Annotated in this window: 8 protein-coding genes; 7 read left to right on the forward strand and 1 reads right to left on the reverse strand. The window is 67.9% G+C overall.

The window, feature by feature from the left end:
* Positions 1-292: 292 nt before the first annotated feature.
* The 7 genes from KF833_07345 (at position 293) to KF833_07375 (ending at position 11,069) form a co-directional block, all read left to right on the forward strand.
* A complete protein-coding gene (locus KF833_07345; protein ID MBX3745109.1) occupies positions 293-1,891 on the forward strand; it encodes a tandem-95 repeat protein in 1,599 nt (532 codons plus the stop codon).
* Positions 1,892-2,009: 118 nt separating this feature from the next.
* Positions 2,010-2,723, forward strand: coding sequence for a type II secretion system protein (locus tag KF833_07350; protein MBX3745110.1), 714 nt, complete (start codon positions 2,010-2,012; stop codon positions 2,721-2,723).
* A gap of 16 nt (positions 2,724-2,739) precedes the next feature.
* Complete coding sequence (locus KF833_07355) at positions 2,740-3,177, forward strand: hypothetical protein (protein ID MBX3745111.1); 438 nt, start codon at positions 2,740-2,742, stop codon at positions 3,175-3,177.
* A 15-nt stretch (positions 3,178-3,192) separates the two neighbouring features.
* Positions 3,193-4,179 carry a fatty acid desaturase gene (locus tag KF833_07360; protein ID MBX3745112.1) on the forward strand — a complete coding sequence of 329 codons (987 nt, stop codon included), beginning with the start codon at positions 3,193-3,195 and terminating at the stop codon, positions 4,177-4,179.
* Entirely contained in the window at positions 4,176-6,089 is a 1,914-nt protein-coding gene (locus KF833_07365) for an ABC-F family ATP-binding cassette domain-containing protein (GenBank protein MBX3745113.1), read from the forward strand. Before KF833_07360 ends, KF833_07365 begins: the two co-directional genes overlap by 4 nt.
* 178 nt (positions 6,090-6,267) lie before the next feature.
* Entirely contained in the window at positions 6,268-10,374 is a 4,107-nt protein-coding gene (locus KF833_07370; protein ID MBX3745114.1) for a response regulator, read from the forward strand.
* A 314-nt stretch (positions 10,375-10,688) separates the two neighbouring features.
* Positions 10,689-11,069 (forward strand): hypothetical protein, encoded by a 381-nt coding sequence (locus KF833_07375; GenBank protein ID MBX3745115.1) that lies wholly within the window; start codon positions 10,689-10,691, stop codon positions 11,067-11,069.
* Positions 11,070-11,173: 104 nt separating this feature from the next.
* Here the strand turns inward: KF833_07375 and KF833_07380 are convergent, their stop codons facing one another.
* Positions 11,174-13,126: a response regulator gene (locus KF833_07380; GenBank protein ID MBX3745116.1), complete on the reverse strand. Its 1,953-nt coding sequence runs from the start codon at positions 13,124-13,126 to the stop codon at positions 11,174-11,176.
* Positions 13,127-13,254: the final 128 nt, after the last annotated feature.

Consider the following 13,254-nt stretch of genomic DNA (forward strand, 5'->3'; position numbering starts at 1 on the left):
TTCCAGGAGGCCGCAGGGGCGGGGTGCGGTGGATTGAGGACTCGCGGAGCTCGTCCCTCCGATTCGTGGGCTTTTCGCCTGCAACTTTGGGGTGCACCGGGGGATCTGGGGGGGGTGGCTGCGGGCTTGCGTTAAGGGCGCGGACAGGGAGATTCGGGTCTTCGGCTGGGGCCGGGCATTGACGCGCCGGCACTCCGAGTTTACCCGAAGTCGCATGATGCAGGAAGTTGTCGTAGGGAAACCCATTAGGCGTGGGGCGGTTGGAGGGGGTGGGACCGCCTGGGGGACCGGGGTGGGATGGGCGCTGGCGGCGTTGTTGCTGGCGGGGGTGGGTCGGGCCTCGGGGGCGGAGCGGCTGGTGACCCTGGCGTGGGATCCGAACCCGGAATTCAATCTTACGGAGTACCGGGTCCATTACGGCTTCAGTCCGAACGTGTATGTGGCCACCATTCCGGTGGGCCTGGTGACGCGGGTGACGCTGTCGCTGCCGGTGCCGGGAATCCGGTATCATTTCGCCGTTTCGGCGGTGAACACGGATGGGTTGGAGAGCGACCGTTCGAATGTGGTCCCCTTCACTGCCCGGGCGGACGGCACGCCGGTGGAACTGATGGGAACGACGGTGAGGACCCCGGAGGATGAGCCGGTGACGGTCACATTGTCCGCGGGGTTGGCGGCGGTGGCGATCGAGTGGGTGCTGGTGGAGCCACCGCGGCGGGGGCGCCTGAGCGGCAGTGCCCCCGTCCTGACGTACCATCCGGCGGAGGATTACTGGGGCACGGATTCGTTCCGTTACATTGCGATGGTGGGGAGCGAACGGATTGTGCAGGTGACGACGTCGCTGATTGTGGAACCGGTACCGGACCCGCCGGTGGCTTTCGACCGGGACTACGGGACGGCGCCGGGGGTGCCGGTGGCGGTGCTTCTCGAGGCATTCGACGTGGACAGCCCAGTGCTGACGTACCAGATCGTGCAGGGTCCGACGTTGGGCCAGCTCAGCGGGACGCCGCCGGCCCTGACGTACACGCCGGGGCCGAATTTCGCGGGGGAGGACCAGTTCGTCTTCCGGGCCGTCGATGAGGTGGGGCTTCTCTCGAATCCGGCCAGGGTGCGGATCCGTGAAGAGGCGCCTGAACCGTTGCGCCGCGAGGAGTCCCTGACGCTGGCCGAGGACACGTCGGTGCCGGTGCCGATGCGAACGACGGGCGAGGGGGGTATCCCGATCCGCATTGAAGTGATCGACGATCCGGAGCAGGGACGGCTCGAGGGGATGCCGCCGTCCGTGACGTACCATCCCGACCCGGACTATGCGGGTTCGGATGGTTTCCGGTACCTGGAGATCCCGGAGACGGGAAGGCCGACGGTGGTGACGGTCGTGGTGACGGTGACGCCGGTCAATGACGCACCGGTGGCGATGGACCTGGAGGTGGAGGGGACGACCGGGGCATCGGTGTCGATCACTCTGGTGGGGATGGACGTGGATCTGGACCCATTGACCTACCGGGTGGTGGAGTCGCCGGCGAACGGATGGCTGACCGGGGTTCCGCCCGAGCTGGTGTACCAGCCGCAGGCCGGGTTCGTGGGGGAGGATGTGTTTCGTTATGTGGTCTCGGACGGGCTTCTGGAGTCGGAACCGGCGACGGTCCGAGTGTGGATCAGCCGGGGTTTGGAGGTGGCGCTGCGTGCGGGGACGTCCCCGGGGACGGCCTCCTGGGAGCTGGAGTGGCAGGGGCGCGAGGAGACGACCTACCGGGTGTTGTACAAGGCGACGATTTCGGCGCCCGAGTGGGTTCCGGTGGGAACGGTGACGCCGATGGTGTCGGGAGCGGTGCGCTGGCCGGTGGAGGTGGGTGGGGCGGCGGGATTCTACGCCATTGAGGCGACGTCGCCGTGACGGGGCGGGGAGGAGGCGGTTGCCGGGGGGATGGATGCATTGTGCCTGTGCCCTGGAAGAACCGCTGGACGGCGACGGGGCGGAGGGGCGAGGATCTGGTTGCAGGAGCTTCCTTCCCATGAATCCGTATCCCGAACCGACGGTATCCGACTTCCCGCGGGAGGCGCGGGGTTTCACGCTCATCGAGTTGTTGGTGGTGATTGCGATCATCGCGATTCTGGCGAGCATGCTGTTGCCGGCGCTGAGCAAGGCGAAGGAGCAGGGGCACCGGACGGTGTGCACGAACAACCAGAAGCAGATGATGCTGGCGAACCACCTGTACACGGGGGACAACGAGGAGTGGATGCCGCACAACAACTGGGATTTCCAGCCATGGGCGGGGTGGTTGTGCACGCCGCCCTACACGCGGCCGGAGACGAACATCCAGACGGGGGTGTTCTGGCCCTACCTGACCGCCTACAAGATCTACCGGTGCCCGCTGGACCGGACCAACACGGTGCAATTCCGGAGCCGCGGGCAGAAGTACTCCAGCTACATCATGAACGGGTCGGTGACGGCTTTTCAGATCCGGCGGCCGACCTTCAAGATCCACCAGTTCAAGCCGGACGACATCATTCTGTGGCAGGCGGACGAGCGGAGCCCCGGGGATTACAACGACGGATCGAGCAGTCCCAGCGAGGGGATCACGCGGAGTCACAACATCGGGACGACGGTGGGGGTGGTGGACGGCCATGTGGAGTACATGAAGATCACGGCGTTCAACCGGGAGGCGACGCGACGGCCGGGCCGGTTGTGGAATGTGCCGGGCAGCGTGAGGGGGGACGGGCCGTGAGGAAAGGGGGAGGGCTATGAAAGCGATTTGCTGCGGGGTGTTGATGGGGGCGATGGCGGTGTTGTCAGGCTGCGGGTCCGGGGGTTCATCCTCCGGGGTGGACGCGGACGCGCTGGAGGCGGTTTTCCAGGGGGAGGCTGCGGTGGAGGAGACGGCGCCGGACGAGAGCACCACCGACGTGCTGGTCCTGCCTTCGGGCGGGGCGGCGGGCAGCGAGGTGTCGCTGCGTGAGGTGGCCGGCCAGGCGGCGGTGGCGATTCGAAAGGACGACCTGGCGGAGGCGATGATGCTGTTGCAGACGCTGCGGCGGGCGCGCAATCTGTCGCCGAACCAGTTGACTGCGGTACAGGATCAGATGGCGGCCCTGCAATCGGATCTGGCCAGCCGGGCGGAGAGCGGGGATGCGCGGGCGAAGCAGGCGTTGGACCTGATCATGCAAAGCACGCGCTGGTGAGCGTAACGACGGCCCATGGCGATTGAGTCGGTGGATGTGCGCAACCGGATTGCGCAACTGCGACGGCAGCGGCGGTGGTGGCCGACGGTGGCGGCCCTGGGGTCCACGTTGGCGATTCTGGCGCTGGCGGTTTGGGTGTTGCGGGAACACCTGGATGCATGGACCGGGCCCCTGGCGTTCCTGGCGATCGGGTTGATGCAGTATCGGTTGGTGCTGGCCTCGCATGAGGCGACCCACAAGACCCTGCTTCAGCCGGTGTGGCTGAACGAGGCGGCGGGACTGTTTTGTGCGTCCCTGGTCGGGGTCTCGCTGTTCAACTACCGTCGGGCGCACTTGGAGCATCACAAGGCGCCGCAATCCATCGAGGAGGACATCGACGGGTACATCTACCGGCCCCTGCTGCGGGCCCGACCGGGCTGGCCGCGGCTGGTGCTGCTCTTCACGGGGAACTACGTGGATATTCTGACCAAGCTGCGACGGAAGTTTTTCGGGGACGGCGATCTTGAGGGGGCCCATGCAATGGCCGGGGCGGAGCAGCCGGGTCCGATGCAGGTGGCGAGGCAACTGGCGCCGCTGGCGGTGGTGCAGGGCGGGGTGTGGGCGTTGTTTGCCTGGCAGGTGGGGTGGTGGAGCTATCCGGTGTTCTGGCTGGCGCCGATCTTCGTGGTGGCCCTGCAGATGGACCGGATCCGGACGTTTCTGGAGCACGGGTACAACTACTTCTTCCCGGGTCCGCCGGTGGCTGATTTGTCGGTGGCGCCTCAGAGCACGATCGACGTCGAGACCAACCCCGTTGAGCGGTACCTGTTCGCGCCGTTTGGATTCAGCGATCATCAGGCGCATCACGCGCAGCTCACGGTGCCGTTTTACAACCTGCCCGAACTGCGGCGGCTGCTGGAGAGCCAGCAGCCCGGGTATGTCCGGCGGGTGCGGGCCTCTTACGTGACGCTGCTGTACCGGATGATCCGCGCCCCGCTCGCGCCGGGGGTGACCGTGCGATGAGTTCCTCCGCCGCGGCCCTGTTGTCGGCCAGTCAGCTTCAGTTGGCGTTCGGGTTTCAGCGGGTGTTGGACGGCGCCTCGGTGAGTGTCCAGCCTGGGGAGAAGGTCGGGCTGGTGGGGCGAAACGGGTGTGGAAAGACGAGCCTGTTGCGGATTCTGGCGGGGGCGGCCGAGCCGGATGGGGGGGAGATTTCCAGGCGCCGGGGGGCGCGGGTCGGGTATCTCCCGCAGGAGTTCGAACTCGATGGGGCGGGCACGGTGCGGGAGAACATCGAGGCGGGGGCGGCGGATCTGCTGGAGTGGGTGCGACGGTACGAGGCGGGGGAAGGCAGCGAGGCGGAGTTGGGGGAACTGCAGCACCGGATCCAGGATGCGGACGGCTGGCATTTCGAGGCGCGGCTGGAGGCCTGCGCGACGGCGTTGGGAGCGCCGCCGCGCGATGCGGTGGTCGGGCCGTTGTCGGGCGGGGAAAAGCGGCGGGTGGCGCTGTGCCGGGCGCTGGTGGCACGTCCCGATCTGCTGTTGCTGGACGAACCGACCAACCATCTGGATGCCGACTCGATCGGCTGGCTGGAGAGCTTTCTGCGGGACTTTCCGGGGGCGGTCATCTTCGTGACTCACGACCGGTACTTTCTGGATGTGATTGCGACGCGGGTGATCGAGCTGGCCGAGGGACGGTGTTTTTCGCACCCGGGCAATTACACGGCGTATCTCGAGGCCAAGGCGGTGCGGCAGCAGATCGCCGAGCAGGCCGAGCGTCGGCGCCAGCGTTTCCTGCGGGAGGAACTGGAGTGGGTTCGGGCGGGGGTGAGGGCGCAGCGGTCGAAGTCGCGTCACCGTCTCGACAAGTTTTACGCGACGGCGGGTCTGGAGGCGCCGCCGGAGGAGCGGGAGATGGACCTGATTCTGCCGCCGGCGCCGGAGATGGGGAATGTGGCGGTGGCTTGCGAACGGGCGGGGGCGCGGGTGGGTGAAGGGACGGAGGCGCGGTGGTTGTTTCGCGGTCTGACCTTCTCGCTGAAGCCGGGTCAGTGCACCGGGGTGGTGGGCCGCAACGGGGCGGGCAAGACCACGCTGTTGCGGTTGTGTCTGGGCGAACGGGCCCCGGACGAGGGGACGGTGACCTTCGGGAAGAAGGTGGCGTTCAACTACATCGACCAGTCGCGACTGCAGTTGAATCCGGGTCGCACGCTGCTGGAGGAAGTGGCGGGTGTGAACGAGATCGTTCATTTCGGGACCCAGCGCCTCAGTGCCCGGGCGTATCTCAAGCGGTTCCTGTTTCCGGACGAGCGGCTGATCGAGCGGGTCGAACGGCTGTCCGGGGGGGAACGGGCGCGACTGCTGCTGGCCAAGGTGCTGTGCCGGGGCGGCAACGTGATCGTGCTCGACGAACCGACCAACGATCTGGATCTGCCGAGTCTGCGCATGCTCGAGGAGGCTCTGGCGGATTTCGATGGCAGCGTGCTGGTGGTCAGCCATGACCGCTACTTTCTCGACCGGATCTGCGACCAGGTGGTCGCCTTCGAGGAGGGCGGGGTGTGGGTGCAGCCGGGCAACTACTCGTACTACCTCGAGAAACGTCTCGAGCGGGAGACGCAGGCCCGTCGGGGCCGGGAGGTCTGGGAATCCGGCGGCATGGTGGTTCCCGCGTCCCAGGGCACCGATTCCGGGCGGTCCGTCCGCCCCCGGCGGCTGAGTTTCAAGGAGCAGCGCGAACTGGAGGGGATGGAGGCGGCCATTCTGGAGGCGGAGGAGCGGGTGGCGGAGCTGGAACGGACCTTGAACGATCCGGAGTTTTTCGTCACCCGGGCCCGGGAGGCGCCGGATCTGATCGCCGAACTGGACACGCGCAAGGCCGCGGTCGGACGCCTGTACGAGCGCTGGCACGAGCTGGACCAGGTTGCCCGGTAGGCCGGGCCCGGTAGGCCGGGCGGCGAAGGGGTCCGGAGGGGCAACCCCGAGCGCTTCAGTGGGTTCGGCCGCATGCCGATAGCGAAGGGGTGGGGATGGTTCAGCGCATTGTCGTGCCGTCCGCGCCCGAGGGGTGCGGGTCGGTGTGGTTCACCGCCACCGAGGGTCCGGAGTCGCCATGAGGGGGTTTCCTGGCATGGGCCGGGTCGCCTGGACCCGCGTTGGCGAGACCGCGTGGCGCTGGGGGTGCGGGATCGCCGTCGCCAGCCTGGTCGCAGCGGCCGCCACGGTCCGGTGCGATGCGGGCGAGACGCATGAGGTGCCCTACCTCGGGGAGGTCTGGACCACCGAGGACGGCCTGCCCGGGAACACGGTCACCTCGATCCTGCAGACGCGGGATGGATTTCTGTGGATTGGGACCTTCAACGGTCTGGCGCGGTTTGATGGGAAGCGGTTCACGGTATTCCGGCAGGAGGCGCATCCGGGAATGAGCAGCGAACGGATTCTGTGTCTGACCGAGGACCGGGCCGGGGTGTTGTGGATCGGGACGGAGGGGGGCGGATTGATGCGGTACGCGGAGGGGGCGTTTTCGAGTCTGACGACGGCGGAGGGGCTGGCTCACGACGTGGTGAGGTCCGTGCACGAGGATGAGCGGGGGCAGATCTGGGTGGCGACCCTGGGGGGATTGAACCGTGTGGTGGCCGGGCGGGTCGAGGAGCGCCTGGGCAGGGAGCGGGGATTTCCCGGGGAGGAGTTTCATGGGCTCGGCTCGGATGCCCAGGGCAACCTCTGGGTGAGCGGGCCACGGTGGCTGGGGATGCTGCGGGACGGTCGCTGGACGCGGTTCGAGGCGGACGATCCCGACACGCATGGCGGCGCCGAGTTGCTGGGCGACAGCGGGGAGGACAGCGGGGAGGACAGCGGGGAGTTCCGCTGGCTGCGGCTGCCGCAAGGGGTGTACCGGATCGATCCTTCGGGCCAGGTTGGATACTATCGCGGGGGGTATGGGGGCACCTTGTGGACGGATCTGGACAACCGGTTGCGGCGTTGGAACGACGGGCGGGTCATTGGGGCCGAGGCTCACGCCGACCTGCTGCAGACGAAGGTGCGGACACTTTTCGAGGACCACGAGGGAAGCGTATGGGTGGGGACGTGGGCGGGAGGGCTGGTGCGGTTGAAGGAGCGGCGGGTGACCATGCTGACCCGTCGGGACGGCCTGAGGCACGACGTGGTGATGTCGCTGTGGGAGGACTCGGACGGGTCGATCCTGGCCGGATTGAACTGCGGCGGGATCGACGTGCTCCGGGGCGGTCGGGCGACCCCGCTCGAACCGGCCCGGGATCGGTGCGTCTGGTCGGTGTTGCGGGATCGATCCGGGGTGTTGTGGGCGGGGACGTGGGGGGACGGACTGTTGCGGATCGAGGGCGACCAGGTCGAGACCTGGCGGGCCGGCACGGGACTGCGGGACGATGTGGTGCTGTCGCTGTACGAGGATCGGGCGGGCGGTTTGTGGATCGGGACGTATGACAGCGGATTGAGCCATTTGCGGGACGGGCGGTTCGAGCATTTTGGTTTGGGGGAGGGGCTGACCGGGAAGTTCATCACGTCGATCGTGGAGGATGGGGTTGGGGGGGTATGGGCCGGATCCAATGGGGACGGGTTGTTCCGCGGGGAGGAAGGTCGCTTTCGTCGGTATGGGCGGGACGACGGATTGCCCAACGAGGGGGTGCGAACACTGTTTCTGGACGGGGAGGGACGACTCTGGGTCGGAACGGGCAAGGGCCTGGCGATCTGGAGGAACGGGCGGTTCCACGCCTTCGGGGCGGCGGAGGGGCTGATTTCCGACGTGGTGTACCAGATCATCGAGCAGGGTGCGTTCCTGTGGTTGGGGACCCAGCAGGGGATCCTTCGGGTGTCCCGGGACGGCCTGCTGGCGGTGGCTCGCGGGGAGCGGACGGAAGTGCAGCCCCTGCGTCTGGGCCTGGCCGATGGGATGGCCACGGCGGAGTGCACCGGTGCGTTCAGTCCGGCCGGGCTGCTGGGCCGGGACGGCCGCCTGTATTTCTCGACCATCAAGGGTGTGGCGGTGGTGGACCCGGCGCGCATCCATCCGAATCGGGTGCCGCCGGCCGTGCAGATCACGGACGTCCGCGTGGACGGAACGGATTGGAGCGGCGGGGGCGGATCGGTCAGCGAGGCGGTGCTGCCGCCGGGCACGGAACGGCTCGAGTTCGACTACACGGCGCTGAGCTTTCGGGATCCTTCGGCCGTTCGATTCCGGTACCGGCTGGTGGGGTTTGACCGGGACTGGGTGGAGGTGGGATCGCGGCGGACGGCCTATTTCACGAACCTTCGACCGGGGCACTATCGGTTCCAGGTGATGGCGTGCAACGATGACGGGCTTTGGAACAAGGAGGGGACGGAATGGATCTTCCGGGTGGAACCGCGGTTCCACGAGACGCCGGCCTTTTACGTGCTGGCGACGCTTGCGGTGATGGGGGCCGGACTGGGAGCGCATCGCTGGCAGGTCCATCGATGGCGGAGGCGCCAGGCCTGGATCGAGAAGGCGGTGCAGGAGCGGACGCAGGCGCTGCGGGAAGAGGTGTCGGTGCGCGAGCGGGCGGAGCAGGAGGCCGAGCAGGCGCGGCTGGCGGCGGAGTCGGCGAACCAGGCGAAGAGCCAGTTCCTGGCCAACATGTCCCATGAGATCCGGACCCCCATGAACGCGGTGATCGGGATGAGCCATCTTCTGCTCGAAACGCCGCTGGGACCGGACCAGCGCGAGTTTGCGAAGACGGTGAAGGAGAGCGGCGAGGCCCTGCTGGAGATCCTGGATGACATCCTCGATTTCTCGCGAATCGAGGCGGGAAAGCTCTCGTTCGAGGATCAGGACTTCGATCTGCGACAGGTGCTGGAAGGCACGCTCGACCTGGTGGCGGCGAGGGCCCGGGAGAAGGGGCTGGCGATGTGGCATCGCCTGGGGCGCGAGATTCCGACGGCGCTGCGGGGCGATCCGGGCCGATTGCGGCAGGTGCTTCTGAACCTTCTGAGCAATGCGATCAAGTTCACGTCACGCGGGGATGTGTGGCTTGAAGTGACGACGGTCGAGGATTCGGAGTCGGAGGTGACGCTTGGGTTCGCCGTCCGGGACACCGGCATGGGCATTGCCCCTGAGGCGCAGGCGAGGCTGTTCCATGCGTTTGAGCAGGCGGACAACTCGACGACACGGCGTTTCGGGGGCAGCGGTCTGGGCCTGGCGATCTGCCGGCGGCTGGTGACCATGATGGGCGGTGAGATCGGTGTGGAAAGCGAGGTCGGGCGGGGATCCACCTTCCGGTTCACGGCACGCCTCCCGAAGCGGATGGCCGTGGCTTCCACGGACGCCGCGAACGCCCTTCAAGGAGTCCGGGTGCTGGTGATCGAATCCCACGGCGGGCAGCGGGAGGCGCTGGCGTCGTGGCTGCGCGAAGCGGGTTTGCGATGCGACAGCGCCGTTCCCGACGGTCGGGCCGTCGCCGCGCAGGTGCGGGAGGCGTCGCGGCTCGGCGACCCGTACCGGTTGATCCTGATGGATGACAACGTGCTGGAGACCGAGCGGGAGGCGGTGATGGCCGTCCGACGGGACGGTTTGGTCGGGCAGCAGGTTCGGCTGGTGGCGATGACCCCGCTGGGGCAGCGGACCCGGTCCTTGCGTCCCGGGGAGGACGGATCGGATGCCTGGATGACGAAACCGATCCGGTATTCGACCTTGCTGGAGACGTTGGCCGGGGCGCTGGCCGATTTGAGACCGGGGGACGTCGGGGTTTCAGCCGGACCCGCCGACGAGCCGGGTCCGGAGGCCGGACTTCGCGTCCTGCTGGCCGAGGACAACGCGGTCAACCAGAAGGTCGCCTTGAGGCAGTTGAGCAAGCTGGGCTGCGCCGTCGAGGCCGCGTCCAGCGGTGTCGAGGTGCTGGAGCGGTTGGCGGCACGGCGGTACGACATCGTGTTGATGGACTGCCACATGCCGGAGATGGACGGATTCGAGGCCACACGGCGGTGGCGGGCGATCGAGGCCACGCGGGGCGCGGGGCGGGTGCCGGTGATCGCGCTGACGGCCAACGCGATGCCGGGAGATCGGGACGGCTGCCTGCGTGCGGGAATGGACGATTACATGTGCAAACCCGTGCGGATCGAGACCCTTCGGGCCGCGCTGAGGCGATGGGGGCCGGGGAGGGGGCAAGGGGAGCACTGCGGGGTCCAGGGAGGGGCCATGGAGGCTGGCGGTTGGGGGGCCACACCGTAGCGTGCTGGGGATTGGAGGGGAGCGATGCGCGAGGTGGTGGGATGGGACGGGTGGAGGGTTGCGGCCGGCTGAAGCCGGGACACCGAACGCGGTGCATCCCCAAGTTGTCGGTGAGGAGGCAGCAAATCGGAGGGACGAGCTCTGCGAGTCCACAACCCAACGCTCCACACCGTTGCGGCCTCGTGGAACCCGGCCCTCCGAGGCGATGCTTCGCGAAGTTCGCGCCTCTACCGACAACTCCGGGATGCACGGCCGGACGGGACCGGGCGGTTTGCCCCTTGAAGGGTTGCGGGCCTTTTGTTTGCATCTGGCCCATGAAGAATTTTGCGGCCGCTTGCGTGCTGCTGATCGCCTTGTTGACCACGGCCACCGGCTGTTACAGGACGCTCGACGACCGCTCCCGGGCAGGGGTGCCCTTCGGCAAGGACCGGATCAGCGGGCAGTACGAGCGTTCGGTGGACAAGGTGCAGGAGGCGGCGCGTCGGGTCCTGGCGTACAACGGGCAACTGGTGAGCGACGACATTGTGAACCGCGTCCTGGTGGGCCGGGTGGACACGCGGACGGTCTATGTGGGCCTGACCGAGCTGCAACCGAACCTGACCGGAGTGACCGTGCAGGCGCGACGGCAGGGGGGCGGGACCGACATCGATCTGGCGGCGCAGATCGAGAAGGAGATCGCGCTGAACCTGCGGTAGGGCGCGAAGTCAGAGCCGGCCCGGCGGGTTCACGCCATGGATGTCCGGCGGTAGGGCGGAGCCTGGGGTGGGACTCTTCGCGGAGATGCCGCGGGTTCGAGATTTCACGCCTGGGCTGGCGGGTGGCCTGCGGTCAGCACATTGCGGAGGACGGTCAGGAGCGTTTCCGCCGAGTAGGGCTTGGCGAGGAAGTGCTGCACTCCGACGGCGTTGGCCCGGTCAACGTTTTCCCCCCCGGTGATGCCACTGGCGGCAATGACCCGAACCGCGGGGTGGATGCGCCGGAGGACCTGGATCATCGCTGGACCGTCCATGACGGGCATCATCATGTCCGTGAGGACGAGGGCGATGGACGAGGGGGACTGCTGGGCAAAGAGGGAGACGCCTTCCGCACCGTTGGCGGCGGTGAGGACGCGGTAGCCGAAGGCTTGGAGAGTCTGGGCGGTGACCTGGCGGATGATGGGTTCGTCATCGACCACCAGGATGGTTTCCCCGTTGCCTTGCGGCAGGGGTTCGAAGCGGGTCGAGCCTGGGGCATCGGCGGATGGGGAGAGGTGGGCGGGGAGATAGACGCGAAACCGGGTGCCGATGTCCCGATCGCTGTACACCCGGATGAAGCCTCCGTGGCTCTTGACGATGGCCAGTGCCAGGGAGAGGCCGAGTCCGGTGCCGGCACCGATTTCCTTGGTGGTGAAGAACGGTTCGAAGACGCGATCCAGGTCGGCGGTGGCGATGCCGGTGCCGGTATCCTCGACCTCGACGACCACGTGGGGTCCGGTCCTGGCATCGAGGTTCATGGCGGCGTAGGCCGCGTCGATGTCGGTATTGCGGACGCGGAGGTGCAATCGCCCGCCCTCGGGCATCGCGTCGCGGGCGTTGAGGCAGAGATGGAGCAGGACCTGGTGCAGTTGGGCGGGATCCCCCAGCACGGACCAGGGGTTCGGGTCGAGCACAGCGTGGATGGCAACGGATGAGGGGCAGGCTTCGCGGGCGGTTCTCTGGATGTCCCGGATCAATCGATCCAGGCGGACCTCGATGCGCCGGCCCGGGACACCGCGGGCGACCGAAAGCACCTGGTTGACGAGGTCCACGCCGCGACGGGCGCAATCGGCGATGGTGTCGAGGATCTGCCGGGCCCTGGGTTCGGTGAGTTCGGTGTCGAGCAGGCCCAGGCCGAGCAGGATTGGGGAGAGGATGCCGTTGAGATCGTGGGCGATGCCGGTGGCGAGGGTGCCGATGCTCTCGGATCGCCGGGCCCGGAGGACCTCCTGCTCGAGGCGCTTGCGTGAGGTGATGTCCTGAACCGTCCCGGCCAGGGCGACGGCGCGGCCGGAGGGGTCCTTGATGAGCACCGCCCGTTCATGGACGTGCCGGACATCGCCGTCCGGCCGGACGATGCGGTGTTCGAGATCCAGGGGTCCATCGCCGCGCAGGGCGCGTTCGCGGGCGGCCAGGAGCTGGTCCCGGTCGTCCGGATGGACGCGGGAGAAGAAGGCATCGGAACCGGCCTCTGTGGGGGCATCGGGATCGACGCCAAAGATGCGATAGATCTCCTCCGACCAGACCAGCCGGTTGTCGCCGAAGTGACGTTGCCAACTGCCCACCTGGGCAATGCGCTGGGCGGTTTCCAGGAGGCGACGGGTGTCGCGAAGGCTGTCGGCCGTGCGTTTCTGGCGCAGGAAGACCCGGATGCAGGCGAGCAGTTCGGTGTCGGAGACGGGACGCCTGACGGAGCCATCGGCGCCGGCATCCAGGAGGGGGACCAGTCGTTCCGCCGGAACGGCCGGGGCGGCGAGGAACACGACGAAGACACCGGCAAGGCGTGGGTCGGACTTGAGGGCGGCCACGAACTGGACGCAGGGGAAGTCCGGGGCGTCGGGTTCGACGAGGACCAGGTCGGGACGCCATGCCCGGGCGCGGTCCAAGGCGGCGTTGCTGGCCGGAGCGGCCTCGGTGTCGATGCCGGCACCCTTCAGGAGGGCGACGGTTTCCGGTGCGGGACCGACGACGAGTACCCGGGTGTCGGAGGCGGAGTCCTGAGCGATCGGAGGCGCCATGAGTCAGGAGGGATGCGAACGGGTCGGCGCCAGGGTGGGGCGGGGCGGGCGATCGTCGATGGACAGGGATTCAGGCATGGGAGGGGCGGTTGATGACCCACCCTGAGCCGCGGGTGCTGTGCCGCACG

The organism is Verrucomicrobiia bacterium, from assembly GCA_019634625.1.
Classification (GTDB): Bacteria; Verrucomicrobiota; Verrucomicrobiia; order Limisphaerales; family CAIMTB01; genus CAIMTB01.

Excerpts from the sequence above, each read along its gene's own strand:
- KF833_07350 (MBX3745110.1), top strand. The coding sequence starts at position 2,010 with ATGAATCCGTATCCCGAACCGACGGTATCCGACTTCCCGCGGGAGGCG.
- KF833_07355 (MBX3745111.1), top strand. The coding sequence starts at position 2,740 with ATGAAAGCGATTTGCTGCGGGGTGTTGATGGGGGCGATGGCGGTGTTG.
- KF833_07360 (MBX3745112.1), top strand. The coding sequence starts at position 3,193 with ATGGCGATTGAGTCGGTGGATGTGCGCAACCGGATTGCGCAACTGCGA.
- KF833_07365 (MBX3745113.1), top strand. The coding sequence starts at position 4,176 with ATGAGTTCCTCCGCCGCGGCCCTGTTGTCGGCCAGTCAGCTTCAGTTG.
- KF833_07370 (MBX3745114.1), top strand. The coding sequence starts at position 6,268 with ATGAGGGGGTTTCCTGGCATGGGCCGGGTCGCCTGGACCCGCGTTGGC.
- KF833_07375 (MBX3745115.1), top strand. The coding sequence starts at position 10,689 with ATGAAGAATTTTGCGGCCGCTTGCGTGCTGCTGATCGCCTTGTTGACC.
- KF833_07380 (MBX3745116.1), bottom strand. The coding sequence starts at position 13,126 with ATGGCGCCTCCGATCGCTCAGGACTCCGCCTCCGACACCCGGGTACTC.